Raw genomic sequence first — 26,903 nt, forward strand, 5'->3', positions numbered from 1 at the left:
CAGCGCGGGCGATAGTCCTGGTTTCCGGCATGTGCTGTTGCTGCCGTAAGCCAAGTCTGAAAAGACTCCGCCCATGGCTTTTCAACACCGAGGGACACCGCATAGGGCAGCAGCTTCTCAAAATGGACCACGCTCATGTCAGGAGCATCCGCCATGTTGAGCCGGTCCTTCTCCGCAACCGAGAGATAGAGCTTTAGGCCGTCGATGGCGTCCATCACCTCCCGGCCCTTTTGCGTCGGAATATCGATGACATTGGCATAGCCGATGAACATGCCGACGAGTATGAACAGAAAGAGGGGGAGGAGCGGGATTTCCTGCGGATTCCCAGTCATGAAGGCGACCAGCAAGGACACCAGATATATCCCGGTTCCGGCAATCCCGGCAAAGATGAGCCAGAACCCAACCGCCATTATCTGGAGACCGGTGACAGACTTCACGAGTGACTGCACCAGCATGGTCAGCCCAACCGAGATCGCGATTGTGAATATTGTGAAGAAACCGAACAGGAAGGCCTGCGCAAACTGCTCATCGCTCAGGTTGCCGAAGTAGAACAGGCTCGCTCCGACCAGAATAGAGGCAAAAAGACCGGGTAGCAGATACCAGCCGTTTCTGCGGAAATACACCCCGGTATATTCGCGGTTGATCGCACCGACGAACTTCTCGCCTATGGTGCTGATCGTCTCGCCGTTCTTCGAACTGATCTCAAGCGGTGATCCTCTGTCCTTGAGGAAACTCTCAAGCACAGCCTCTCCTTTTGGCAAGGCACTGTTTGCGTCATCTTGCACCTTATCGGTCACGCTCAGAACCATCGCCTTGCCGTCCTTGTCCAGGTCCAGACGCCCCTTGACCGCAAGACTGAGAACAGCTGCCGAAAGGGCTGTCCATCGGCCGCCTTCAATCCCGCGGTTGGTAATGTAGTTGGCCAAGGCCGGCGAAATGCCTTCCGGCGCCTTGAACCGGGGATAGATGACGCCTTTCGCCGGATCGCGGCCCACCAGCCACCAGCTGATGAGATAATAAAGGAGGAGGATACTGATGCCACTAGCGCCAATGGCGAAGATGCGCTGATCTTGAAGCCACATGCTCAGCTTTTCACTGGCACTCGGTTCAATTGCAAAACCCTTGGGAAACCCGACTGCGACCGTCAGGCCTTCATAAGGTTCGAGAGACCGGCTTGTCCGGACCACTACGTCATTGGTACCCGGATCGACCTCAGCCTCATAATCAGCGCCATCGGCACCAAATACGCCTGTGTAAGCGGCGTATTGCGACGGCACAGCCCCCTGCGGCAAGGAAATCCGCGCGACCGCTTCGTCAATCGGAAAGATCCACTCATTGCCGGTGACATTCCAGTAGATCTCGTCATAGTCGGAGAAAAACCGGATCTGACGGTCCATGGCATAGCGGATCGTGTAGGTGTATTCGCCCGGATCAAGGAAAACGTCTTCCCGGCCGATATAGATCCGTATGCCGGCTGTGTTCGGTTTGGTGAAATAGGACGCGCGCTCCCCGTCCTGACGCACATCCAGCAGTTCAAAACCGACTTCGTACTGCCAGCCATTGGCATCACGCTGGCGCAAAGGAATGTCGCGGAAAATGCCGCGCCTAATTTCCTGTCCCTCGGCCATGACCGTGATGGTTTCAGTGACAATCAGCTGGCCGTCGGCTTGAACCTCCAGATCCGCCAGGAACCGCAGGATCCGTTCATCGGCCTTTGCGGACGCCGCAAAAATCAGGAAAGCGAAAACTGTAAAAAGAAATCTTTTAAAAGTGGGCACGCTCATACCGGTCTCCCTCAGAATTCAACCTTAGGAACGGCCCGCTCGGCTGCATCTTCAATTTCGAAATATTCCGCTTTTTCAAATTTGAACTGTGTGGCGATCAAATTCGAGGGAAAGCTCTCAACGGCAACATTCAGCCCGCGCACGGCACCGTTGTAATACCGGCGGGCCATCTGGATCGCGTTTTCGATTTCATCGAGCGACGCATGAAGATCGGAAAAGTTCTGGCTGGCTTTCAAGTCCGGATAGGCCTCGGCAACCGCAAACAGGCGCCCAAGGGCAAGGCCCAGGGCTTCCTCTGCCTGTGCCCGTCCGGCAACGTCGTCTTTCGGCAACCGGCCCGCATCGGTCCTCAGCTTGGTGACAGCATCGAGCGTTTCCTGCTCGTGCGACGCGTAGCCCTTCACCGTTTCAACGAGGTTCGGGATGAGATTGTTGCGGCGTTTGAGCTGTACATCGATGCCGCTCCAGCCTTCCTCGACCATCTGCCGCTTCTTCACCAGGTTGTTGTAAAGAAGGATGACCAGCACGCTGAGTGCGATCACCGCTGCGAGAATAAACCAGGTAATCATTCAAAACCTCCGAATGCGCCGTGCCGGATCCCATCGATCCCGGGTGGCGGCGCGCGGCAATATCACTTCGACCGGAGGCTAGCCTTGAGCGGGCCTGCTGTCACCTTGCAAGGGTCAGCTTCACGCAAAAGATCCGCATTACTGTGCTGACGAACACATTTTGGCAGACCGCCAAAGCAGGAGATGTGGATGACATGCTGTGTTACAGGATGAAAAACCTCGTGCTCGCCACAAGTCTTTTAGCGGTGAGCGTATTGCAAGCAACTGACAATGCCGGTGCGCAAGACGACACAAACCTGACGGTTAGGGACAACATAAGCGTTGAGGTCACCAACCTGACCCGCTCGACGTTTGAAGTCGTTTATGTGCCGCGGGCAGGATCCGCAAAGTCGGCAGTACATATTGCAGCCGGCAACACCGTTCCGCTTCACACCTTTCAAGGGCAAAACTATCAGGTTCTTGATGGTCACAAGGTGCTGATGGACATCACCATTCAGCATGCCGGGCAGCATATCCTGGTGGGCGGTTAGGCTTTCGCTTATTCCGCTGCCTGATTGTGGTAGCCGACACCGCCCGCTTCCGTTTCCAGGAAGGCCGCACCGCAGGCCTTGGCCAGTTCACGTACGCGCAAGATGTAGCTCTGGCGCTCGGTCACGGAGATGACTCCACGGGCGTCGAGCAGGTTAAACGCATGCGAGGCCTTGATGCACTGATCGTAGGCCGGCAGCACGATCTGATGAACGGACGCCCCTGCTGCGTCCCTGGCCTTAGCGCCTGCGGCAAGCAGGGCCAGACACTCTTCTTCCGCGTCCTTGAAGTGCCGGAACAGAACGTCGGTGTTGGCGTGTTCGAAATTGTGCCGGGAGTATTCCTGCTCCGCCTGAAGGAAGACATCGCCATAGGTGATTTTGTCCTCACCTTCCATGCCGTTGTAGTTCAGGTCGTAAACATTATCGACGTTCTGGATATACATGGCGAGGCGTTCGAGGCCGTAGGTCAGCTCACCGGATACGGGCGAACATTCAAAGCCGGCCACCTGCTGGAAATAGGTGAACTGCGACACTTCCATGCCGTCACACCAGCACTCCCAGCCAAGGCCCCAGGCGCCGAGCGTCGGGCTTTCCCAGTTGTCCTCGACAAAGCGCACGTCGTGGACCTTCGGATCAAGGCCAATCGCGTAGAGCGAGTTCAGATAAAGGTCCTGCAGATCCGCCGGGGACGGCTTCAAGATGACCTGAAACTGGTAGTAGTGCTGCAGCCGGTTGGGGTTTTCCCCATACCGCCCGTCCGCGGGGCGGCGGGACGGCTGAACATAAGCGGCCTTCCACGGGCGTGGCCCGAGCGAGCGCAGGGTCGTCGCCGGATGAAACGTGCCGGCACCAACTTCCATGTCATACGGCTGCAGTACCACGCAGCCCTGATCCGCCCAATAGCGCTGCAAGGTCAGGATCAGGCCCTGGAAGGAATTTTCAGGGCGCATATGCGCCGGAACGTCGCTCGACATGGATAATTTCGTCCGTGAAACCGGGTGTCAAAAGTCTCTGGCAAAGCCGCGCCCTGCCCGTTGCCGCGACAGGTGCCACGGAGGGCGGGCAAGGTCAAGGGTGTGGGAGACATGCGGGCCCGCGACCGGAGCCCACCCGGCGGCTCAGGCGGCCAAGGAGGCCGAAAGACCAGAGAGCGCCTGATCAAGATCCGCCAGGATGTCTTCAACATCTTCCAGGCCCACGGACAGACGGATCAGCCCGTCGGTGATGCCATGGGCAGCCCGTTCTTCCGGAGTGTACGTCGAATGCGTCATGGTTGCCGGGTGCTGGATCAGCGTTTCCGCATCGCCAAGGGACACGGCGCGGCCAATCATCTGCAGGCGGTTCATCATGGTGCGGCCTGCTTCCAGCCCGCCGTTCAGTTCAAACGCGATCATGGCGCCGGGTTTGGCCATCTGCTGCTTGGCAAGATCATGCTGGGCGAAGCTTTCCAGCCCCGGGAAGTAGACCTCGCCAACGGCCGGGTGCGCTTCCAGCCATTCGGCGACCGGCTGGGCTGACGCGCAGTGGCGGTCCATGCGCAGGGAGAGTGTTTTCAGGCCGCGCAGGATCAGCATGGCATTGAACGGGGCCATGACAGCACCGGTCATGTCCTTCATGCCGACAAGACGAATTTCCTGAACCTGCTCGGCCCGCCCGGCGATCAGGCCGGCAACGACATCGCCATGCCCGCCAAGGTATTTGGTGGCCGAATGCAGCACCAGATCCGCCCCAAGCTCAATCGGGCGGCTGAGATAGGGGGTGGCATAGGTGTTGTCGACAACCACCGTTGCCCCGGCCTCATGGGCGATCCTGGAAACGGCCGCAATATCGACAAGACGCATGTTCGGATTGGCCGGGGTTTCGAAATAGACGACGCGCGTCTTGCTGCTGATCGCCGGGATGAGGTTGTCCGGTTCGGTCAAGTCCACATGAGTGACCGTGATGCCGAATCTCGACAGGCCATGATGCATGTAGGCGAAGGTGCAGCCATAGAGCGTCTTGTCGACAATGATCTCGTCGCCAGGAGACAAGAGCGTCCACAGCGCCGCGGTGATCGCGCCCATGCCGGAGGCAAGCGCTAGCCCGGCTTCGGCGCCTTCCAGAAGTGCGATCCGCTGTTCCAACAGGTCCAGCGTCGGGTTGGAAATGCGCGAATAAATATGCCCGGCCCGTTCACCGGCAAACATCTCGCCGCCTGCTTCGGCGGTCTCAAACGCAAAGGTCGAGGTCAAGTGCAGCGGCGGGGTCAGCGCGCCTTCGTTCTTGAGCGGATCATAAGCATGGTGGATGGCACGGGTTGCAAAGCCCCTGAGATGATCGGTCATGAATGTCCCCTCGTTTTGTTGGGGGCATGATGCGCTTCACCCAGTGGCAATTGATTTCAAAACATGCCATCAAATCATATGTTATTGGCATTATCTGCTAAGAGATCGCCCAAATGGACGCAAAAGACCGCCAAATCATCCGTGCACTGCAACAAAATGGCCGCATGACCAACCAGGAACTGGCTGCCAAGGTCAACCTGTCTCCCTCCCCCTGCTTGAGGCGCTTGAAGATGCTGGAGGCGAGCGGTGCCATCAGGGGCTACACGGCCGAGGCCGATCCGACAGCCTATGGCCTGCCGGTGACCGTCTTCGTGCGCATCCGCCTGGAACGGCACAACGCGGAAGACGTGAAGCACTTTGAGAGCCGGGTCCTGGCGATGGACGAGGTATTGGAATGTGTCGTCATGACAGGCGCGACCGACTATCAGCTGCGGGTCGTCGTCTCCGGGCTTGATGCTTATGAGGATTTCATCCGCCACCGCATCCACCCCATCGGCTGCATCGCCTCGATTGAGTCCAGTTTCGTCTATGGCTTTGTGAAGAAAACGGGCGTTTTTCCGCGGGTGGATTGAAGGGCAATGCAGGTTGGCACTCCCAAGTGCGGCCTCCGCAAAAAGGGGCCCACTTGGATGTTGCCGCGTCCATCTGCAATTCCGGTGTGATCCGGTCCTATGCCAAGGACACCCAGGGTCAATTCAAATTGGCAATAGCGCGCCGGTTACGGCATAAGGTTCGCGTATGAATATCTTGATGATGACCAACACCTATTTGCCTCATATCGGCGGTGTGGCACGAAGTGTTAGCACCTTGGCACGGGGTCTCATCCAGGAAGGGCATCAGGTGCTGATCATTGCGCCTGAGACTTACGAGGGAAAAACACCTTCATCATGCCCGAACGACCCGGCTGTCATCAGGGTCCCCGCGCTGAAGCGCACTGTCGGCAGCGGGTTTTCCGTGCCCGTGCGGATACCGCGGTCCGTAGCCGAGGCGATTGATGAGTTCCAGCCCGACATTATCCACGCCCATCAGCCTTTTCTTCTTGGCGTCGAGGCGCTGAGGTTTGCCGCAAAACGGGGCGTGCCCACAGTCTTCACCTTCCACACGCGCTATGACTTTTACGGGCAATATGTCTCGCTTGGCGCCCCTGGTCTGAGGCGCGTGATCGTGAGCCTTGCCCGGGGCTATTGTAACTTGTGCCAAGAAGTGATCGCGCCAAGCGCAAGTGCCAGAACGCATCTGCGCGAGGCCGGGGTCAAGGTTCCGATCACAGTCGTGCCCACCGGCATAGATTTGGAGCAGTACCGCCAGGGATGCGGTGATCGCGGGCGCCGCCGGTGGCATATTTCAAAGGACGCGTTCGTTGCCGGACATGTGGGACGGCTCGCTGCGGAAAAGAACATCGGCTACCTCATTGAAGGGCTCTGCCGTTTCCTGACTGAACGGCAGGACGCAAGGGCGCTGATCGTCGGCGATGGCCCTATGCGGCCCGCCATGGAAGACGCATTTAGGCTTGCAGGCCTAGCGGACCGTGTCTGCTTTACCGGGTTTCTATTGGGCCAGGATCTGGCCACTGCATATGCGTCGATGGACGTCTTTGCCTTTGCCTCCCGATCCGAAACCCAGGGCCTTGTTCTGGTTGAAGCCATGGCTGCGGGCGTGCCGGTTGTTGCCCTGGAGGCTGCGGGCACGCGAGAGACAGTGCGGAGCGGGGAAAACGGCACGCTGCTGGCCCCGTCGGCCTCTCCGGAAGCTTTCGGCCGGGAACTCCAGACGTATCAGGCGATGTCAGGTGAATGCCGCTCGGCCATGGGGGACGCTGCCCGGAAAACAGCAGCGGCCTTTTCGAGTGACACCATGGTGCGCCAAACGATCAGTCTCTATGAAGGAGTCTGCGCTTCTGCCCTACAGCGCCCCAAGAAGAGTGCTGCACAGTTTACCGTGTCTCAAAGACTAGCCTTCAATATCGAAATCACGGCGACGGTTCTCAGTTGCATTGCCAAGGCACTCATGCCCGGAAGAAAAAGGGAGCAACCTGGTCGGCCTAGCGGCATTCTGGTAGGCAGCACCCCCCACCAGATCGATGAAAGAGAAGATGCGGAGCCCCGTTTTGACCCTCGCCATTGACCCGCTGGCCACCATCAAGCCACATCATTGCGTGGTAGCGTGATGCAACCGGTCAAGTTTCTCTTCCGTCTCTCGCTCTATGCCTTCGCTTTGGTCGGCATCATAGCGGCGGGCGCTTTGGCCGCCTTCGTGTTGCTGATGCCAAGGCCAATGCCGGACCCGGTGCTTCCAGTGGATTATCCGGCGGGTGCTTATCCAATCGGCGGGAGCGCCCCCACCTACCCGGAAGACTTTGCAAAATTCGCGCCCGGCAAACCGGCGGATGAACCCTTCCGCCTGCTCGCGATTTCCGAAGGCGGCGCGGGCGGCGCCTATGGCGCGGGCCTGCTTGCCGCCTCCACAGCCAGTGCCGACTGGCCGGACTTTGATATCTACACGGGCGTGTCGGTGGGCGCGTTGCTGGCAACAATGGCCTTTGCCGATAAGGCCGGTTCTGACCACTTGAGACCGCTCATTACGGAAATCGCAGAGACGATAGAAGAAGACGCCAAGCGGCCAAAAGTCCTGGATCTTTTTGGCATCCTGTTCGGCCGGGGCGCGCAGATCTCGAATGATATCGAAGCCATTATCCGCAAGACGATTGACCAAGACACGGTGGCGCGGATTGCAAGGCGCCATGCTGCGGGGAAACGGCTTTATGTGGTTTCGGTGGATCTGACGGCGGGCTCTCCGGTGTTGTGGGATATCGGCGCAATCGCGGCACGCCCTGGGCCCGGCAATGTCGCCCGTGTCCACCAGGCCTTGCTGGCCAGCATCGGCGTGCCCGGGGTCTTTCCCTCGCAAGTCGTTGAGGCGCGCGGTGATCAGACACTTCATATCGACGGGGCAATCATGCGCCCGTTCTATATCTCCGATCACTTCATCAAGCTGGGACGGGAACGGCCGATCCAGATCCATTTTCTCGTCAACATCAAGCTCAACTCGCCGCCGGTCACCCAGGCCATCACCCCCCGGCTCGACGCGATCATTCACCGGTTGCTGTACCTGACGCTACGCACCCAGACCGACATCTTTCTGGAACGCCTGCTGCTCGACAAGATGCTTTTCGGCTGGTCTGTGAACGTCGCGGCGATCCCCGCGGACACGCCGGGCATCCATGCGATAGAGGCCATGACACCACAAGGGCTCGCAACAGCATTTGATACGGCCTATGCCTCAGCAAACGCTGCCCTGACAGAAAACGGCGCCCTGGGGAAGGTCTGGGTCCCCCTGACCGCGGACGTGATTGGCCGGGACATTCCCTGCGGCCCGCTTTCGCAAGCCTGTTAGACCCGCCGCATATCACTCCCCTCATGAGGGACTCAGTGAGGCCAGCGCTCAGCCGTCCTTTAAGACCCGGCGGCCAGGATCTTCGGCACCTTGTTGGGGCGCAGGCGATGGGCGTCGGGCATGCCGGAGCCCAGAAGCGGGCGCAGATACATGCGGAAGGCGTCGGTCACATCATTGCCGGAGGCGGAGATGAACGCATCGGGCATGGTGCGGGTTTTTCCGGCCACCAGCTCCAGCGGCACCAGCTCATAGTCGACCGAATAGTGCCCGGTGCGCTTGATCGTCACCGAGCCGTCACGGTCGCCGAACATGCCGTATTGCACCGCCTTTTCGCCGACTTCGCGGGCTTCATGCTGGTCGACATCGGAGACACAGCCGACAAAGCTGCGCTGGATATAGCCGAGCGTGTCGCCCCGGACCCGCGTGACGTTGAGCGCATCCTTGACCTTCTGCGTCAAAAGATCGGCGAGCGCCCCGCTTCCCGACAGTTGCACATTGCCGTGCGCGTCCCGTTCGACCTCCTGGGACAGCTTGGAGATGATCGGCTCGCCGGACGCATCATGAATGCCTTCGCTGACTGCAACGACGCAGCGGCCGAGGCGGTTGTAGACTTCGCGCACGTCCTGAATGAACTGATCGATGTCGAAGGTGCGCTCGGGCATATAGATGAGATGCGGCCCGTCGTCGGAGAACTTCTTGCCCAAGGCCGAGGCGGCGGTCAAAAAACCCGCATGGCGGCCCATGACCACCCCGATATAGATGCCCGGCAGGGCGGCGTTGTCGAGATTGATGCCCATGAACGCCTGGGACACGTAGCGCGCGGCGGAGGGAAAGCCCGGTGTGTGATCGTTCTCGACCAGGTCGTTGTCGATGGTTTTGGGAATGTGGATGCAGCGCAGATCGTAGCCGGCCTTGCGGGCCTCATCGTTGACGATGCGCACGGTGTCGGAGGAATCGTTGCCGCCGGTATAAAAGAAATAGCCGATCTCATGGGCGCGCAGGACCTTGAAGATCTCCTGGCAGTATTTCAGGTCCGGCTTGTCGCGGGTCGAGCCGAGCGCGGAGGACGGAGTGTTGGCGACCATCTCCAGATTGTGGGTGGTCTCCTGGGTGAGATCGTAAAAATCCTCGTCCAGGATGCCGCGCACGCCGTGAACCGCGCCATAGATCAGCTCCACGCTGCGGAACTTGCGGCTTTCCAGCACTGCCCCGACCATGGATTGATTGATCACCGCGGTCGGCCCGCCCCCCTGCGCAACCAGCACCTTGCCGTGAAACATCGAGATGTCCTCTTAGTTTTTCAGGGCCTACTTGGCATTTTTGGTAGGGACCGGACAAGGGATTTGTTGGGGAGGTGAGGAGGAGGACTGATTTGCGCTGCAAACAGTACGGTGGAGTGTTCTCAGTTGAGTTCGTAAAGCGGCCGTTCGTTGAGGGGAAAGCGAAGGAACGATTTGGGCGGATTCCGGGCCTTCGCTGCAGAGGGAACGAATGGCGGCACAGCGGACGAAGCGGACCTGCAACCAAGCTTTCCCTACGACAAGCGAGAAGCTGCACCAGACGTCAGATTGCTTGATCGACTTCGTCTTGTCCGGTCTTGCGAATACGATCCGGAATGTCGATTGGCTCGGTCATTTCGGGTGGGATTGCGTTAACGTATTCCTTGCCTTCCATGCGCCTGTCGAATTCGGTCCGGATCTCGGCGCGAAAGTCCGCATCGGTCATTACATCAAAGCCAGTGGCCGCCATGATCTTTGCGGTCGAGATCGAGGCTTTGTCCCCGATCGACATCCCACCCGCAGCCGTGACCGGCCAAGTGTGCAGTGCAAATCCTTGCGCATATGTGGGCCAAACGAAGAGCGCCGTGGGGGCGTTGTAGCACACGTCGCCGACATCGCTTGAGCCGCCGATGCGCGCCTCGTTGATGAACGGCATGACCTCGGTGGCGAGGCCCGTTTCCGCAACGCCTCCCGCGCGCTGACAGGCGCGTGCAAACTCCTGCTCTTCCTCCGTCCAGTCGAGACCCTCTTCGTTCATGTACTTCAGATATCGCCGGGCCAGAGGTTCGTTTGGGAAGACTTCTGCAAACCCAGTGAAGATGAAGGACTCTGATTCCGTTTGCGTCGCTTGAGCAGCCCCCTCGGCGGCCTCAAGCACCCATTCCGCCAATGCCTGAACAGAAGCGTTATCGGCCTCGCGTACTACCACCCACACCCGCGCGGTGTCCGGGACGACGTTGGGGGCCATGCCGCCATCCTCATAGATGTAGTGGAGCCGCGCCGTCGGTCGCACATGCTCTCGCATCATGTTGATCGCATGGGTTGCAAGCTCCGCAGCGTCAAGTGCACTCCGACCCTCCCAAGGCTCAATGCCGGCGTGCGCGGTCTGCCCCCTGAACTGAAGCTTGGCCATGCGCACCGCAGTCAAGTGCATGTTTCCGGCGGCCGCCGCGGTGGCCGGGTGCCAGGCAATTGCGGCATCGAGATCATTGAAACGACCGTCGCGGGCGAACCAGGCTTTGGCGCCCTGCGTCTCTTCAGCGGCACAGCCATAGATGCGCACAGTGCCCGGTGTACCGTTGGCCTCCATCATCGCCTTCAGCGCCATGCCAGCCCCGGTGCACCCGGCTCCGAGCATGTTGTGACCGCAGCCGTGACCGTTGGTGTTTCCGTTTGCCGTCGGCGTCTGGCTGGGTTCGGTGGCGTTGCCGAGGCCCGGCAGGGCATCGTATTCAGGCAGGTAGCCAACTTTTGGTCCACCTTCGCCCTGCGACCACTCGGCAATGAAGGCGGTCGGTACGCCCGAAACACCTGGCCCTTCTATTGTGAACCCGGCAGCCCGCAATTCGTGGATATGGATGTTCATCGAGTCCAGCTCATCGAGCGAGACTTCAGCCGCCTGCCAGACCTCGCGTGATATGCGGAGGATGGGGTCTCGCAGGCCCTCAACGGCATCTCTTGCTGAAAGTGCGGCTTGCGCCACGCTCGGCAGTGCCGATGCGACACCGAGTACCGCGGCGCCAACCATAACGTCGCGCCGGGTGGCGCCTGCCTTCTCTTCTCTATCTTGCTGATCCACCTGAGCCTCCAACAACGTCCTTCTAGTCTTCCATTTGAGGGAGCCACGGCGACACAGTCAACCACAAGCGCGCGACACACACTAAGCCCGAATCGAACGTCTAATTTGGGCTCTTCTTAGACATTCGCCGCTGCGTGATCGAATGTCCGCTTAGGGCCGAAACCTGCAGTTCCCCTCACGGACCTTCCGCCGCACAGGTCGATCTGAAACGAAACGGCGTTGCGCCGAGTTTGCCTTCCGCCACGCGATCAAAAAAGAAGGCGCAAACAACCCTTCGACTGCCCGCCAAACCCTCCGCTGTCATCCCGCACGTGATGCGGGATCCATACCGTGCACGGTCCATTCGAACAGCCGTGCGTGGGGTGAGGAAACGGAATGGATCCCCGCACAAGGCGGGGATGACGGCTGGAGGGAAGCTTCAGCCTTTCCCCAATCAACATTCCTCGCGCCAGATATGGTCGGTTGTCCTCTCGTTCCCAGAGCGGCCGGGAGAGGCATCGTCCCCACCACATCCTCCGCTGTCATCCCGCACTTGATGCGGGATCCATGCCGTGAGCGTTCCATTCGATCAGCCCTGCTTGGGGCGGGGAAACGGAATGGATTCCCGCACAAGGCGGGGATGACGGAGCGAGGGGAGAAGCCTTGCGAACCCTTCAAAGATCGTCATCCCGGACGGAGCGCAGGCGGAGATCCGGGATCGGTGGGCCCGGGGATATCCGTTGGTCTCTTGTTGGACAGGAGAGTCTTTTGGCTCCCCGATCCCGGCTCGCGCTGCGCTTGGCCGGGATGACCTTCGATAGGCCAAGGGGCTGTTGCAAGGTCAGGGGCAGAACAAACAAAAAAGGGGCGGAAAACCGCCCCTTTCACAAACCTCTCAAATAGCACTTGGCTCAAGTCCCGAAAACCTCACTCCGGGACGGAGGGGTATTTCATGCCGGCGACGTCCTGCATCAGGCGGATGACCTGGGTGCTGTAGCCGGCCTCATTGTCGTACCAGACATAAAGGACCAGACGGTCGCCATCGACGATGGTGGCCTGGCTGTCGACGACACCGGCGTGGACGGAGCCGACGAGGTCTGAGGAGACCAGCTCGGTGGAGGCCGTGTAGTCGATCTGGTCCTGCAGCGGCGACTGGATCGACACCTGGCGCAGGTAGTCGTTCATTTCCTCAGCTGATGTCTCGCGCTTGAGATTGAGGTTGAGGATCGCCATGGAAACGTTGGGGATCGGCACGCGGACGGCGTTGCCGGTCAGTTTGCCCTTCATTTCCGGCAGGCACTTGGCAACTGCACTGGCAGCGCCCGTGCTGGTCAGAACCATGTTGAGCGGGGCGGCGCGGCCGCGGCGGTCACCCTTGTGGTAGTTGTCGATCAGGTTCTGGTCGTTGGTGAAGGCGTGGATGGTTTCCACGTGGCCGTTCTCGATGCCGAACTCGTCGTTGATGACCTTCAGAACCGGCGTGATCGCGTTGGTGGTGCAGGAGGCAGCGCTCAGGATGTCGTCGTCCGGGGTGATGTCGCCCTGGTTGACGCCGTAGACGACGTTCTTGATGTTGCCCTTGCCCGGCGCGGTCAGGATCACTTTTGCTGCGCCCGGGCACTTCAGGTGCTGGCCGAGGCCTTCTTCGTCGCGCCACATGCCGGTGTTGTCGACGACCAGCGCATTCTTGATGCCGTATTTGGTGTAGTCGACCTCCGCCGGAGAATTGGCATAGATCACCTGGATATAGTTGCCGTTGGCGATGATGGCGTTCTGCTCTTCGTCCACCGTGATCGATCCGCTGAAGGCGCCATGAACGGAATCGCGGCGCAGCAGGCTGGAACGTTTTTTAAGGTCGCCCTCCTTGCCGCCGCGCACGACGATGGCGCGCAGGCGCATCTTGTTGCCGGCCCCAACGCGTTCGATCAGCATGCGGGCGAGCAGGCGGCCAATGCGGCCGAAGCCATAAAGCACAACGTCCTGCGGCTCCTGCAGGATAGAGGTCTTACCGGTGTTGATGCTGGCAAGCTGCTGTTCGACAAAGGTTTTGGCATCGCCGCCTTCGGCCATGAAACGGTGGCACAGCTTGCCGAGGTCGACGCGGGCGGCGGCAAGATCCATCTCCAGCATGGCCTGAACGATCTCAAGGCTCCTGGCAACGTCCAGCTCCTGGCCGGTGACCTGCTTGGCGTAGCGGTGGGCCTTGATGATTTCGATCGCGGAGGTGTTGAGGAGCCGGCGGCCGAAAACCCGGATGTTGATGCCGTAGTCGCGGTAGAGATGGCCGACCAGCGGGATCATCTGCTCGGCGGCGGATTGTTGTTCCTTCCAGTTATCGAAGTGATTATCGATTGCCACCATGCGGGCCAACTCCTCTACGTTTTCAGCGAAATAACCGGCAGGTTTTCCGGTCTGCGCGTGCGGTTTATCGCCAGTGGAAACGCAATGTCCAGACGCTGTTTCATATTAATCGATTAGAAAACGACGAGTTTTTTCAAGGCAGGACTTTGCGCCCTGGAAAGACAACTCACGGCCGGAAACAAAACCCCGGCAACGCCATGCGGATACTCGCTCACACCTTTTCCAGAAGCAGAGACTGCGCCTCTTGCTGACCGAATGAGCTCCACCGGGTGCCTAGGCTCAGGACCTATTAATTTGATCGAAATGGCGCAGCAAACGGCAATGAGCTGCAAGGAAAAGCGTGACAAGCGGGCTTCCTGCCCGGTTGAGCGGTTTGACGCAGCAGATCGACGCCGTTTTTGCGTCCCTTTGGGATAGGGCGTGTTTGCCCGGCAACGTTGTTGCAAACCTTTGCAAACCGGACGGTTTGCTGCAGTTTTGCGCCTTGTATCCGAACAAACCCATCCCTACCATTTCTGTCAAATTAATAGGTCCTGAGCCTAATGTCACACGCCGTTGCCAAGGGAAACACGTGATCTAACTGAGAGGCGACAGGAGAACGCCTATGGACGCAGTTTGTGGGGCAAGCGCGCCCCCCTTTTCAAACCTTACTGGCGCGGAGCGGGATCTCAGCGTCTACATGACGCTGGCCGATGCGGACCAGAACATCTTTTCCGTCTTTGACGATCTGAAATATGACCGTTCGGACGCCGATATCATGAGTCCCGGCATGCGGACCCACGCCGCCGCACAGCTGAAACCCTTCGGCTTCAATCAGGTGTCCGGCTCAGTGCTTCAGAACAAGGATGAGGACATCGTCTGCTACATCCCCAAGCCGCAGGTGCTGGGCGCCTCCCCCTTCGACATCACCCGGTACACGCCCAAGCGCCCGCAGGACTACTACGTGCTGACCCCGACACAAACCGCCTGCCGCTTCATCGACACCTATGCGTTTGAAGAGGCGGTTGAGCGGATCACGGCGCTTGTTCAAAAGCAGCCGATCAACCTGCTCAGGCTCATGGATTATCTTGAAGACAAGCCCGCGCATATAAACATCCGCAAGGCGCTCGGCCACTTTCAGGCGGTTCAGAAGCTTGCAGTGGCCTCAGAGCCGCTGCGCCGCCGCCGGGCGCTTTGAGCCGTCCGGTACCAGCGGGTTCATCATTTGGCGGGTGCCCATTTGCCTTTCAATTCCCATCCCGCCTGATCCCTGTTCCTTAAGGACCGGTAACACTTGTAGAGTTCAGGCATTGAGATCATTCTAAAAAACAGAACAAAAATCTCGGATATATATATTTTTCTTCCTTTTCTTGGTGACTTAAACCCGTGCGACCCCGGAATGGAGAAGTCTCATGGTGTTTTCCTTTTTGTTTTTGCCCCCCCTTGTTCTGCTGGCAGCCGCCGCTTTTGCCTGGCGCCAGCCCGGACAGCGGCCGGAGGGTGTGCCGAAGATTGCCGAATATGCGGCGCTTGCAGCCCTTTTTTGTGCGTTTGCCGGCGTGATCCAGTATGGGTTCGCCGGACCGGCCAAACTGTCCATTTTTTCCGGCCCCGCCGTCTTGGTCCTTCAGGCGAATGCGGTCACCGTGGCACTCGGACTTCTCGTTGCTTTCATCGGCTGGGTCGTCACCCGCTACAGCCGCACCTATCTGGATGGCGAGGCACAGGAAGGCCGGTTCCATGCGCTCATGCTCGCCACGCTGGCGGCCGTCTTGCTCTTTGTGCAATCGGGCAGCTTCGTCCTTCTCATCGTCTCCTCGGCGCTGGTCGGCCTCGGTCTGAAACGCCTTCTGCTGTTTTATAACGGGCGACCGGAAGCCAGACGTGCGGCAACCAAATTCGCCCTTGTATGGCATAGCGCGGATGCGGTGCTGGCCGTGGCTGCAGTGCTGCTGTTTGCCAGTTACGGCACCGGAGACTTCAGCAGCATCATGACGGCCGCAGCCGAAACGGGGCTGACCGTGGTCCCGTCTCTCGCCATCGCCTTGATTATCGTCAGCGCAGTCTTGAAGACGGCAGCGTTCCCGCTGCACGGCTGGCTGACCGAGGTCATGGAAGCACCGACCCCTGTCTCAGCCCTCCTTCACGCAGGGATCATCAATTCCGGCGGTGTTCTTCTAATCGCGCTTTCAGGTTTTGTGCAGCTGAGCCCAGGCGCCATGGCGGCGCTTGTTATGATCGGCGGGTTTACCGCGATCTTCGGCGCGGCTGTCATGTTGACCCAAAGCGCGGTCAAAACCTCCCTTGCCTGGTCGACAGTGTCTCAAATGGGCTTTCTGCTCTTGCAATGCGGGCTCGGTCTCTGGGCGCTGGCACTTCTGCATATCGTCGCCCACTCGCTTTACAAGGCGCATGCGTTCCTCTCCTCCGGAGGGGCGGTACAAGCGGTCGCGGGGCTGCGCCGTCCAGGGCCGATCGCCGTGCCAAGTGTTGCCGCAGTGCTCAGGTCCTTTGCGCTCGCACTTGTCCTTTATGCGGTGATTGCAACGCTCTTTACCGTGGTGATCGGACCGAAGACGGCACAGGCTCTCGCCCTTGGCACAATCCTGATCTTTGGGGTTGCCTATCTGGTTGCCCAAGGCCTGGCGGATCTTGCTCCGGCCGACCTGACCAAGCGCACGGCACTGGCCTCGCTTGGTGCGGCCTTTGCCTACTTCTCCTTCCAGGCGCTCGCGCATGGCATCTGGGGGGCGTCGCTGCCCGCCGCCCCTGTCCCCGGGCCGCTGGAATGGGCGCTGATTGTGCTCGCGGTCGCGTCCTTCGGACTGGTTGCCTTTGCGCAGGCGCTGTTCCCGCTGTGGGCACACCACCCGTCAACCGCAGGCCTCCGGGTTCACCTGGCCAACGGCTTTTACCTGAACGCCCTGCTGGACCGCGCCATTGGCGGCTTCCGCATAGCGAAAACCGACTGAGATCATGGAGACCGATATGTTCCTCAACCACGCGCAGATCGCCCCTGCTCTCATGACGGCCATCCTGAAGGCCGCGGAACAGGCCGCCCGGCGGATCCCGCCCGCATTCCCGCTGGAGGCAACCGTTGCCGTCAATCCGTTCCTCGGACAAACCGGCGAAGACCTTGCCGGCGCGTCCGCGCGGCTGAAGAGGGTCGCAGGTGTCCGCGCAACTCGGTGCCGTGCGGACTATGCCGCGGCCATTGCAGCCGGTGACATAACCGATGCGGATCTGGAAGCCGCTCTTGCAGCGTCCGGCTCGCCGCTCAAGCCGCAGGACATTGCCGCGCTGAAGGCATTTGCAGCTGCGGCAGAAGACAATGAACCGGCCGCCCTTTCGACCGTTGCGGACCTTGCGGCGGAGGCGACCGGCACAGATTGGCCCTCGGTCATTGAAAAGACGTTTGGCATCTGGGCTGCAGGCCAGTTCGACCGGGGACAAGCGCTGTGGTCTCCCGCGCCAGGGTCTCAGGCCTTTGCATCCTGGCGCGCCTGGGCCACCCATGACCTGACGCCCGAGATTGCGGGTCTCAGGGGGTTTTGCGCCCATGTTGCCGCAGCACCCGACACCTCTGAGCGCGCGATTTTCAGGGCAGCGGAAGCCCTCGGGCTGAACGAGGCTTCTGCGGAGACCATCTTCCACCGCCTTTACATGGATCTGGGCGGCTGGCCACAGCATGCGCGCTGGATCCTGTGGCAGGCCGAATTGGACGGAAAGTCCGACCAGACCCTGACCGATCTTCTGGCGATCCGGCTCATCTGGGAAGAGGCGTTGCTGGCGCATGTGCCCGGGATTGCGGACAAGTGGGCCGGGACGGTTGCCGCGCATGCTGCCCCGGTCGAGCCGTCGGAAGAAGATGTGGCCCTGGCCATCCTTCAAGAGGCTCTGGAGCGGAACCATCAAGTGAAACTGTCCGGACTTCTGGACGGCGAGACAGAAACGGACGCGCGCCCGGAGCTGCAAGCAGCGTTTTGCATTGACGTGCGGTCCGAAGTGTTCCGCCGGGCGCTGGAAAGCGTCGATCCTGCGATCGCAACCATCGGATTTGCCGGTTTCTTCGGGCTTCCGCTGGCCCACAAGGGGCATGGATCGGATATCGTCGAGGCGCATTTGCCCGTGCTTTTGAAGCCGGGGCTTGAAACCACAAGCCTTGGCGATCCCAAGGACGAGCAGAAAACGCGGATCGCCGCGCGCACGGCCCGAGCTTGGGGACGGTTCCGTCAGGCCGCGGTGTCGTCCTTTGCGTTTGTCGAGGCAGCCGGCCCTCTTTATGCAGGCAAGCTGCTGCGCGATGCTTTGGGCCTTGGGTCCAAGCCGTCAGATCACGCCCCCGCGCCACATGTGGCAGGCGGGCTGGACGCCAAGACCAAAGCCGACACGGCTGCTGCCGTCCTGAGCGCCATGAGCCTGACCGGCACGTTCGGGAAGGTGGTTCTGCTCCTCGGCCATGGCGGCCAAGTGACCAACAATCCCCATGAAAGCGCTTATCATTGCGGAGCCTGCGGCGGATACACCGGTGAGGTTTCAGCCCGGCTCCTCGCCACCTTGCTGAACGATCCAGAAACCAGGCAAGGACTTGCCGCGCGCGCGATCGACGTCCCGGAAGATACGGTTTTCGTAGCCGGTCTTCATGACACAACCGTCGATGACATCACGCTCTTCGAGGACGGTTTGCCGGCAGGGTGGACCAAGGACATGAAACGCGTGAAAGGCTGGCTGAAACAGGCCGGGCAGATCGCGCTGGCCGAACGCGCCCCCGCCTTGCCGGGCGCAACACCCCAGACGATTCCTGATCGTGCCCTCAACTGGGCAGAGGTGCGGCCCGAATGGGGCCTGGCCGGATGTGCCGCCTTCATCGCGGCCCCGCGCAATGCGACGGCAGGGAAAGACCTTGGCGGCCGCAGCTTCCTGCACAGCTATGACTGGGAAAAAGACGACGGCTTCGGGACGCTTGAGCTCATCATCACCGCGCCGGTTGTCGTGGCGAGCTGGATCAGCCTCCAGTACTACGGGTCCTCCGTCATGCCGGACGTGTTCGGCGGCGGCAACAAGCTTATTCACAATGTGGTCGGCGGAATTGGCGTGATCGAGGGCAACTCGGGACGGCTGCGGCCAGGCTTGCCGTGGCAGGCGGTTCATGACGGCGAGCACCTGATGCACCAGCCGCTGCGCCTTTCCGTCATGATCGAGGCACCGCAAGAAGCGATCCTGGATGTTCTGGAGCGTCATCCCCAGGTCCGGGAGCTCTTCGACAATGGCTGGCTGCACCTCTTCACGCTGAAAGACGGCAAGGTCGACGCACGGTATAAGCCCGGCCTGAACTGGGCAGAGGCCCCTTCAGCGCTTGCTGCCTGATGCGGCACCACGTCTGGTCGCAAAACGCGGTTAAGGGCCGGGAGGCGGAAATTCCCCCCCCTCCTGGCCCCTGCATTTCCCGTCAATGCAGACTTAACAGCACTTCAATGTCCCGTTGGGACAAGCCTTGCAGCAGCGCGCGGTCCTCGTTGCTGAGGCCGGTTCCGTCGTCGACCTGCTGCTTGATCAAGAGCGCGATCTGGCTTGTCGATTGGTAATAAAGATCGGGGTAAGTATCCGCGAGCGCATGCACGATGCGCTCAATCAGTTTCTTGCGTTTTTCTGCATCCAGTTCGGCACGCTTTTCCTGCAGCACGGCTTTCCCCAACGCGTTCGGTTGCACTCTCGTTTGACCGGACAACTAGCGCATACAGAAAAGGTGTCGAGCGGAGCGCGTTACGACAGCGGCCGGTATTTTCCGCTGACGGGATCCAGAACCAGTTTCTCCCCGCGCCCGCGCGGGTCCGCAGCCGCCGCGGCCTTGGAAATCTGGTTTTCGACTTCCGCCATTTTCCGTTTGACGCGCTGAACGATCCAGTAACCGCCAACGGCGAGAGCTGCGACCCCAATCAATTCCGTCATGACATTCTCCTCATCTTACCCGCAGCTCACCGCGCCTTTGCGCCTTTTTAAAGGCCGTAGCGCATCCAAAGTGCCCGTTCCTCAAAGGCTGAGATGACCTCCGACCCGAGCCCCTCGGTCAGAGACCGGCCGCCGAGGCCCATACCCACACCGACCCCGGCACGGCGGCCCAAAAGCCCCCTTGGGGCGGAAATGAGTTTCGGTTCGGCCTTATCGCCATACCGTTTTTTCAAGACCGTGCGCAGATCGCCCTGACTGTCGACCAGACCGAGATCCACCGCCGAGCGGCCCGTCCAGAATTTCCCCGTAAACAGGTCCGGATCATCCACCAGCACATCGCCGCGGCGGGACTTGACCATCTCGATGAAGATCTCATGGATCTCCTGCTGCAGGCTTTTCAAATATTCGATGTCTTCGGGAACTTCCGGCTGGAACGGGTCCAGCGTCACCTTCTTTTCCCCGGCGGTATAGACCCTACGTTCAACGCCGAGCTTCTTGATCGCCTCGGTAAAGCCGAACCCGGCCGCAACGACACCTATCGATCCGACGATAGAAGATGGGTCCACGAAGATTTCATCGCCCGCAAGCGCGATCATGTAGCCGCCGCTGGCTGCAACATCCTCGACAAATACAAGGACGTCTTTCTCATTTTCCTTGGCCAGATCCCGGATCCGCTGAAAAATAAGACGCGACTGCACCGGCGAGCCGCCGGGCGAATTGACGATCAAGGCAACAGCCGGTGCTTTCTTGAAGGAAAATGCTTTTTCAAGCGGTAGCGCCGTGTTGGCGAGCGAAAGGCCCTGCCGCATCGGGCTGTTCATACCGATGGCGCCCTGCAGGCGTACCACCGGGATGATAGGACCATCATTTTTCAAAAAACCCGGCACGAGCCGGCGCAAGACGGAAACCACCAAATCAAAACCCCATCGTTTTTCTTACTTCCGATATAGGGATGGCCGGAGGCTTTGCAAATCCGTTGCGGCGAACCGTCCCGGATTAGCTCCTTGAGCAGATCTGTCGGTGTAGTTCATTTCGGAAAGGCCTGCGTTTGGCCGCGAATACCAACTTGCAGAACGCTTTCTGTCTCTAAACCGTTCGTTCCCCCCGCCATAGCCTCTCCCGGTCAGATTGGTTCGCCGAGCGGCCACTCAGATCAGGAAAAGATGCATTAGCGCGGCCGTCTGACAGCAAACGGGTTGGTGCCGGGCGGCCGGTCAGGCCCGGCAGTCTTCATCTTTTCCAGAAGAGAAGGCGGCGTGATGCGGTCCACCATGAAGACATCGCCGGCGGGAAACTGCCACATCATTTGAACCCCGGCGGCCTTTTCGGCGCGCCATAAAACGCGCCCGGCGACGGGAACCGCAAGACCGCTGATCTTGAGCGTGATGGTATCGGGAAGGCCGTCCAGCCCCTCCCCTTGCAGCTGGCACCCGGAATGACTGGCGGCAACAATCCGGCAATCGATTGCGCCGGTTTCAGGCCCGGCCAGGATTTGCGCCTTGATGGAGACCTTGCGATGGGTCCGCGGCTTTGACGACAGCTTGGCCTGATCGGCTTCCTCGAAGGCAACAATAACTTCCTGGGACAGAAGCTCGCAAATCCGCCCGCGGATGATCGTGTCGATCCCGATCAGGCGAACGCCGACCGGCTTGCCAAGAGCGCGCATGTTTCTGGCCCGCACGCGGCATCCGTGGCGGCTGACATCACGGGCAATCGTATCCTCACAGTCCAGTGTCTCGAAATCCAACACCAGCACCGGCCATTTTTGTATGGGCGTGGATGGATCCACCGGATCAGACACGGAAACCTCCAAAACTTGCAACTCATGACGGTCAGAGAGATGGAAGCTAGTTCAATTTGAGATTGCAGTGAAGGCATTCCGCCACACGGGCTACGTAATTTTGACGATATAGTTGACGTGTTTCAGATCAATAAATTGATATATTTATCAGTATTTTCCAGACAGCGACTGGAAACCGTGCATTCAAGGCACAGCGACGGCCTCTGCAACCCAAGGATAAAGGCTTATATCGTGAATCAGGAACCGAAGGCGCTGATCCGGCGCTTGGGCTTTGGCCGCTCATCGGCGGGCTCCGGCTCCGGATCGAGCGTGAAATCTATCGGTTTTGTGTCCGGCTCGAACGGCCAGTCCAGCCTTACGCCGGCATTCTTGCCGCCTCGCCAGACGACCCGGCCGTTGATCGGCAAATCCAAGCCGGGGATCGAAATTTCGATCTTCTCCGGCAACCATTCGACTTTTTCCCCTTCCAGCCTGCATCCGGAGCGGCTGGCGTCGATGATCTGCAGTTTGTAAACGTAGGGATTTTCAGGACTGCTGACCATGGCCGAAATCCAGACCGGGCGGCGGATCTCACGCCGTTTCTCGCCCTGTTCCGACCGTTTTGCAGTGAAGGTGACCTTAACTTCATTGTCACCATAGGCAACCACCGTTGCCGGGAGCAGTCTGTCAAACCCTTGCAAACGCAGGCCGATCTCCTGTTTCAGACTGTCAATCCGGTCGGAGACGATCCAGCAGCCTTCTTTTGTGAAAGAATGTGCATGAGCCTCAAAGCATGACATATCGGCAAGGTCCACGACAAGCACGGACACTTTCGCGTTGTCTGACATGGCTGCCGCGCCAGGCTGCACCGGAACCTCCCATAGTCCGATTTCTCTCATCGCCTATAGTTCAGATCTCCGGTTAACATTTGTATACCCGGTGGCTGAACAGCGTTAAAAAACCACATGCAGCGGCCTTTCGCGGGCGGGTTGCGCCGGAAACCGCGATCTCAAACGTGTCTCTTTGTCGATTATCCGCCGAAGGCGCTTACGCGTTTTTTCTTCTGCTTCTGATCCGCAGCCTCATTGTCCTGCTGGACTTTTTTGACCGGCTTCTTGGGTTTTGCGGGCGGTTTCGGGGCGGTTTGCCAGTTCAGCCGCACCCCTGCCTGACGGCCGTTGCGCCAGACAATCGTTGCACTGACGCATTTCTTGGCCCCTGGAATGGAGATGAAAATGTCGTCCGGCAACTCACTGACGCGATCATCTTCCAGACGGCATCCGGACCGGCTTGCATCAACGACCTGGCATTCGATTTCCTCAGGCGCTCCCATGCTGGTGACGACGGCGGTCAGCCAGACAGGGCGGCGAACCTCACTGCGCCGCTCATCATGGGCAACGGCTTTCTTTTCCGTAAAGAGGATCTGAACCGCTTCATCGCCGATGGCAATCACCTTGCCCCGGAACAGGCCGTCGAAGCCCTCCAGTTGAAGACCGACGACTTCATTCAGCTGGTCGATGTCATCCGACACAACCCAGCATCCTTCGGATGTAATAGAATGCGCGAACCCATCAATACTGCCCATACTCCGAAGATCGACCACCGTTGCGGGTATCAAATCTTCAAATCGTGCCACTCCGGTTGACATCCGAACCGTTTACTCCTGCTTGCCTCGGCGGAAAGTAAACACCGGCTCCTAAACCGAGGTTAACGGCCACGCTAAATTACCGATAATGGAAACGTTTCAATCGGATCAGCTCTCGTAAGAACTGCAGGTGCGAAGGCTCGGCGCGCGCTTCCCTGCCGAGGCACCCCTCACCGTCAGGAGGCGCCAAGCCGTTCGCGAATGCTCAGAAAATCCCGCCAGGCCAGCCTCTTTTCAAGCGGGCTGCGGAGCAGGTAGGCCGGGTGATACGTCGCAACGGCCGCCGCCGACCGGTTGACCAGAGGATAGGTCATCCAATGCCCGCGCATTTTCCGGATCCCGTCCTGAACGCCCAAGAGCGTTTTCGCCGAAGCTGCCCCCAAAAAAACCACAACATCCGGGTCGACCAGTTCGATCTGCCGGGTGATGAACGGCTTGCAGATTTCGGTCTCCTGGGGCGTCGGTGTCCGGTTCCCCGGCGGACGCCACGGCACTGCATTGGCAATGTAAACCGATGACCGGTCCAGTCCGATCGCGGCCAGCATCCGGTCCAGCAACTGTCCGGACCGGCCGACAAACGGCTTGCCTTGTATATCCTCATCCCGGCCCGGCGCTTCGCCGATCAGCATAAGCCGCGCCGACGGATTGCCGTCGGCAAAAACAAGGCTCTTGGCCGTCAGTTTCAAATTGCAGCCGTCGAAAGCCTCAAGGCACGCTCTCAACTCATCAAGGCTTGCCGCGGAGGTCGCCTTTTGACGGGCGGCGGCAATGATCTCACGGTCCGGGACCACGGCCGGTGCGCCGGCCGGCGCTGGGGCTGGTGTGCCGGACGGGGCCGGGGCCGGTTGCGGCCGGGATTGGCCAGGTGCTTGCCCGGTTTGAGGCGCGGCCACAAAATTCTGCGCAACGGGTGCCGCCGATACAGGAACGGGGTTTGAAGGCGCAGGACGCGCGCGCTGCTGCGCCTGTTGCTCGCTCAGCTGGAACCAGTCGACGGCGGTTTCGCCCACAAAACAATCGACACCGGCCGCCTGGTAGAATTCCAGCAGCGCTTCGATCTGTCTGTTGCCGGCGGTCGGTTGGCTCACGGAACGTCCATCAATAGGGTTGCAGCACTGCCGAAGTCTATCTGCTTCGGATGACGGCACAAGCGGAAGCTTGGTGCTCTGGGGCGTTCTTGCCGGAATACACAGCTGCTTGGCTGGGCGCAACCGGCACCCGCGTCAATATTACGCTTACGTAAACGTAATTTTGCATCTTGACGCTCCGGCCCCGCTTTGCTCTATCTGGGCGGAAATGGACGAAGTAATCGCCGATTTCGCAATCCCATATAAAAAATGTCGTGTTTTGCACTGCAAATCACGGCTAAGACGCGGTATCGGTGACGGCCCGACGGGCAGAGGGAGAGACTTATGAGCGAACAAGACGCGCTTGGCGAACGCGAAAGTATGGATGTTGACGTCGTCATTGTCGGCGCAGGCCCTGCCGGTCTTGCCGCGGCCATCCGGCTCAAGCAGATCGCCGACGAAAAAGGCGAAGACATCAGCATCGTGGTCCTGGAAAAGGGATCAGAGGTCGGAGCTCATATTCTGTCCGGCGCCGTGATCGACCCGATCGCCCTGGATCAGCTCCTGCCGGAATGGCGGGAAGAAGACACACCGATCAAGACCGCCGTCACCGACGACCATTTCCTGGTGCTGGGCCCGGCGGGCTCCATGCGCCTTCCGAACATGTTCATGCCCAAGCTCATGAACAATCATGGCAATTACATTGTCTCCCTTGGCAATGTCTGCCGGTGGCTGGCTGAAAAGGCAGAAGGTCTCGGAATTGAGATCTACCCCGGCTTTGCCGCAGCCGAACTTCTTTATGACGACAATGGCAATGTGGCCGGGGTCGCGACCGGTGACATGGGGATCGGCCGTGACGGCAAACCCAATGCCATGTTTACCCGCGGCATGGAGCTGCGCGGCAAGTACACCTTGATCGGCGAGGGTGCGCGCGGATCGCTCGCCAAGGAACTCATTGCCAAATTCGGTCTCGACCAGGGATGTGATGTGCCGAAATTCGGCATCGGGATCAAGGAACTCTGGCAGATCGATCCGGCAAAGCATCAGCAGGGCCTGGTTCAGCACTCCTTCGGCTGGCCGCTCGATGGCAAGACCGGGGGCGGTTCGTTCCTCTACCACCTGGAGGACAATCAGGTCGCCGTCGGTTTCGTGGTGCACCTCAACTACGAAAACCCCTGGCTATCGCCATTTGACGAATTCCAGCGCTTCAAGACCCATCCAACCATCCGCGAAACCTTCGAGGGCGGCAAGCGGATCTCCTATGGCGCCCGCGCAATCACGGAGGGCGGATACCAGTCTGTTCCGAAACTGTCCTTCCCGGGCGGCTTGCTGATGGGCTGCTCCGCCGGCTTCGTCAACGTGCCGCGCATCAAGGGATCGCATAATGCCATGCTGTCCGGCATGCTCGCTGCCGAAGAAGTCATGGCAGCTATCGGCCGCGGCGAAGCCCATACGGACCTGACGGGCTACAACACTGCCTGGCGCGAAAGCCCGATTGGCAAGGATCTCTGGAAGGTCCGCAACGCCAAGCCGCTGTGGTCAAAGTTCGGAACCGTTCTGGGCGTTGCGCTCGGCGGCCTCGACATGTGGACCAACGAATTGTTCGGTTTTTCGTTCTTCGGCACCATGAAGCACGGCAAGCGGGATTCTGAAACGCTGAAACCGGCCAAGGATTGCAAGAAGATCGACTATCCGAAGCCGGATGGCGTCATATCCTTCGACAAGCTGTCATCGGTTTTCCTGTCGAACACCAACCATGAGGAAGATCAGCCAATCCACCTCAAGGTTGCCGATGAAACCTTGCAGAAAATGTCCGAACACGACGTTTTCGCAGGCCCGTCGAACCGCTATTGCCCGGCGGGCGTTTACGAGTGGGTGGAAGAAGGCGAAGACGCACCGAAATTCCAGATCAACTCGCAAAACTGCGTCCACTGCAAGACATGCGATATCAAGGATCCGAACGGCAATATCACCTGGACGGTTCCAGAAGGCGCAGGCGGGCCTAACTACCCGAATATGTGACCGGGCACAGCCCGCATTAACACATCATCAAAAGCTCCAGGACCTGATTGGGACTGGAGCTTTTTTTATACTTGGAGCTTTCAACTGGGTGAAAAACAAACGGCACCGGGACAAAGTCCCGGTGCCGCAGTCTTGTGGCCGATGGGTCGTATCAGACCGGCGGTTTGTGGGGGTGCCGGTCTGCTGCGGTTATCATGGCTCAGGCCCGTTTCTGCGATTAACACGCATTTATCGCGGACCTGCAGCCCGTCCGCGCCACAAGCGGTTCAGCGGCCGTTACGCCGCAATTCGATGATGTGTCAGGACTTTTCAGCCAGGGCCTGTGCTGTCCCAGCGACAGGCAGTCTCCAAGCTGATTTCATTCATCCGGATGCACTGCCTTGGCGGCGGCGCGTTGGTGTGGAAGTACTCATGCCTTACGATATGGTCAATGACTTTGTGCC

Annotated in this window: 22 protein-coding genes; 8 read left to right on the forward strand and 14 right to left on the reverse strand. The window is 59.6% G+C overall.

What is annotated here, in order from left to right; translation table 11 throughout:
* Both E1180_RS01500 and E1180_RS01505 read right to left on the reverse strand, forming a co-directional pair.
* Positions 1–1,784 (reverse strand): DUF2207 domain-containing protein (locus tag E1180_RS01500; protein ID WP_155189319.1); only part of this gene is annotated, 1,784 nt, incomplete at its 3' end.
* Between the two features lie 11 nt (positions 1,785–1,795).
* A complete protein-coding gene (locus tag E1180_RS01505; RefSeq protein ID WP_155189320.1) occupies positions 1,796–2,353 on the reverse strand; it encodes a LemA family protein in 558 nt (185 codons plus the stop codon).
* A gap of 143 nt (positions 2,354–2,496) precedes the next feature.
* Between E1180_RS01505 and E1180_RS01510 the strand changes: the two genes are divergently transcribed.
* Entirely contained in the window at positions 2,497–2,883 is a 387-nt protein-coding gene (locus E1180_RS01510) for a hypothetical protein (protein ID WP_155189321.1), read from the forward strand.
* An 8-nt stretch (positions 2,884–2,891) separates the two neighbouring features.
* On the opposite strand, the gene E1180_RS01515 is transcribed toward E1180_RS01510, so the two are convergent.
* Positions 2,892–3,857, reverse strand: coding sequence for a glycine--tRNA ligase subunit alpha (locus tag E1180_RS01515; RefSeq protein ID WP_155189322.1), 966 nt, complete (start codon positions 3,855–3,857; stop codon positions 2,892–2,894).
* A gap of 144 nt (positions 3,858–4,001) precedes the next feature.
* Positions 4,002–5,207: a methionine gamma-lyase gene (locus tag E1180_RS01520; RefSeq protein WP_155189323.1), complete on the reverse strand. Its 1,206-nt coding sequence runs from the start codon at positions 5,205–5,207 to the stop codon at positions 4,002–4,004.
* Positions 5,208–5,320: 113 nt separating this feature from the next.
* Between E1180_RS01520 and E1180_RS01525 the strand changes: the two genes are divergently transcribed.
* The 3 genes from E1180_RS01525 to E1180_RS01535 all read left to right on the forward strand — a co-directional run bounded on the left by E1180_RS01525 (position 5,321) and on the right by E1180_RS01535 (position 8,600).
* Positions 5,321–5,779: an Lrp/AsnC family transcriptional regulator gene (locus tag E1180_RS01525; protein WP_155189324.1), complete on the forward strand. Its 459-nt coding sequence runs from the start codon at positions 5,321–5,323 to the stop codon at positions 5,777–5,779.
* Positions 5,780–5,945: 166 nt separating this feature from the next.
* The gene (locus E1180_RS01530) at positions 5,946–7,331 is read left to right on the forward strand and encodes a glycosyltransferase (RefSeq protein WP_155189325.1); all 1,386 of its coding nucleotides are present in this window, start codon (positions 5,946–5,948) and stop codon (positions 7,329–7,331) included.
* Positions 7,332–7,373: 42 nt separating this feature from the next.
* Complete coding sequence (locus tag E1180_RS01535) at positions 7,374–8,600, forward strand: patatin-like phospholipase family protein (protein ID WP_155189326.1); 1,227 nt, start codon at positions 7,374–7,376, stop codon at positions 8,598–8,600.
* 59 nt (positions 8,601–8,659) lie between these two features.
* Here E1180_RS01535 and E1180_RS01540 read toward each other — a convergent pair whose 3' ends face one another.
* The 3 genes from E1180_RS01540 to E1180_RS01550 form a co-directional block, all read right to left on the reverse strand.
* Complete coding sequence (locus tag E1180_RS01540) at positions 8,660–9,880, reverse strand: 6-phosphofructokinase (RefSeq protein WP_155189327.1); 1,221 nt, start codon at positions 9,878–9,880, stop codon at positions 8,660–8,662.
* Between the two features lie 283 nt (positions 9,881–10,163).
* Positions 10,164–11,678, reverse strand: a complete 1,515-nt coding sequence (locus tag E1180_RS01545; RefSeq protein ID WP_208996811.1) for an amidohydrolase — start codon at positions 11,676–11,678, stop codon at positions 10,164–10,166.
* Between the two features lie 906 nt (positions 11,679–12,584).
* The gene (locus E1180_RS01550) at positions 12,585–14,018 is read right to left on the reverse strand and encodes a glyceraldehyde-3-phosphate dehydrogenase (RefSeq protein WP_155189328.1); all 1,434 of its coding nucleotides are present in this window, start codon (positions 14,016–14,018) and stop codon (positions 12,585–12,587) included.
* A gap of 604 nt (positions 14,019–14,622) precedes the next feature.
* Between E1180_RS01550 and E1180_RS01555 the strand changes: the two genes are divergently transcribed.
* From E1180_RS01555 to E1180_RS01565, 3 genes are all read left to right on the forward strand, one after another.
* Positions 14,623–15,195, forward strand: coding sequence for a hypothetical protein (locus E1180_RS01555; protein ID WP_196220492.1), 573 nt, complete (start codon positions 14,623–14,625; stop codon positions 15,193–15,195).
* A 214-nt stretch (positions 15,196–15,409) separates the two neighbouring features.
* Positions 15,410–16,969 carry a proton-conducting transporter transmembrane domain-containing protein gene (locus E1180_RS01560; RefSeq protein ID WP_155189329.1) on the forward strand — a complete coding sequence of 520 codons (1,560 nt, stop codon included), beginning with the start codon at positions 15,410–15,412 and terminating at the stop codon, positions 16,967–16,969.
* 16 nt (positions 16,970–16,985) lie between these two features.
* Positions 16,986–19,364, forward strand: coding sequence for a YbcC family protein (locus E1180_RS01565; protein WP_155189330.1), 2,379 nt, complete (start codon positions 16,986–16,988; stop codon positions 19,362–19,364).
* A gap of 82 nt (positions 19,365–19,446) precedes the next feature.
* Here E1180_RS01565 and E1180_RS01570 read toward each other — a convergent pair whose 3' ends face one another.
* From E1180_RS01570 to E1180_RS01600, 7 genes are all read right to left on the reverse strand, one after another.
* Positions 19,447–19,680, reverse strand: coding sequence for a hypothetical protein (locus E1180_RS01570; RefSeq protein ID WP_208996813.1), 234 nt, complete (start codon positions 19,678–19,680; stop codon positions 19,447–19,449).
* A gap of 80 nt (positions 19,681–19,760) precedes the next feature.
* Complete coding sequence (locus tag E1180_RS01575) at positions 19,761–19,946, reverse strand: hypothetical protein (protein WP_155189331.1); 186 nt, start codon at positions 19,944–19,946, stop codon at positions 19,761–19,763.
* A 47-nt stretch (positions 19,947–19,993) separates the two neighbouring features.
* Positions 19,994–20,857, reverse strand: coding sequence for a S49 family peptidase (locus tag E1180_RS01580; protein WP_283404523.1), 864 nt, complete (start codon positions 20,855–20,857; stop codon positions 19,994–19,996).
* A 257-nt stretch (positions 20,858–21,114) separates the two neighbouring features.
* Positions 21,115–21,747 carry a hypothetical protein gene (locus E1180_RS01585; protein ID WP_155189333.1) on the reverse strand — a complete coding sequence of 211 codons (633 nt, stop codon included), beginning with the start codon at positions 21,745–21,747 and terminating at the stop codon, positions 21,115–21,117.
* Between the two features lie 236 nt (positions 21,748–21,983).
* Entirely contained in the window at positions 21,984–22,574 is a 591-nt protein-coding gene (locus E1180_RS01590; RefSeq protein ID WP_196220493.1) for a PilZ domain-containing protein, read from the reverse strand.
* A 182-nt stretch (positions 22,575–22,756) separates the two neighbouring features.
* Positions 22,757–23,362: a PilZ domain-containing protein gene (locus E1180_RS22580; RefSeq protein WP_196220494.1), complete on the reverse strand. Its 606-nt coding sequence runs from the start codon at positions 23,360–23,362 to the stop codon at positions 22,757–22,759.
* 185 nt (positions 23,363–23,547) lie between these two features.
* Positions 23,548–24,459, reverse strand: coding sequence for a uracil-DNA glycosylase (locus E1180_RS01600; protein WP_283404522.1), 912 nt, complete (start codon positions 24,457–24,459; stop codon positions 23,548–23,550).
* Between the two features lie 324 nt (positions 24,460–24,783).
* Here E1180_RS01600 and E1180_RS01605 point away from each other — a divergent pair, with 324 nt between their 5' ends.
* Positions 24,784–26,460 (forward strand): electron transfer flavoprotein-ubiquinone oxidoreductase, encoded by a 1,677-nt coding sequence (locus tag E1180_RS01605; RefSeq protein WP_155189336.1) that lies wholly within the window; start codon positions 24,784–24,786, stop codon positions 26,458–26,460.
* Positions 26,461–26,903: the final 443 nt, after the last annotated feature.

Source organism: Roseibium denhamense (assembly GCF_009711415.1).
Taxonomy (GTDB): domain Bacteria; phylum Pseudomonadota; class Alphaproteobacteria; order Rhizobiales; family Stappiaceae; genus Roseibium; species Roseibium denhamense.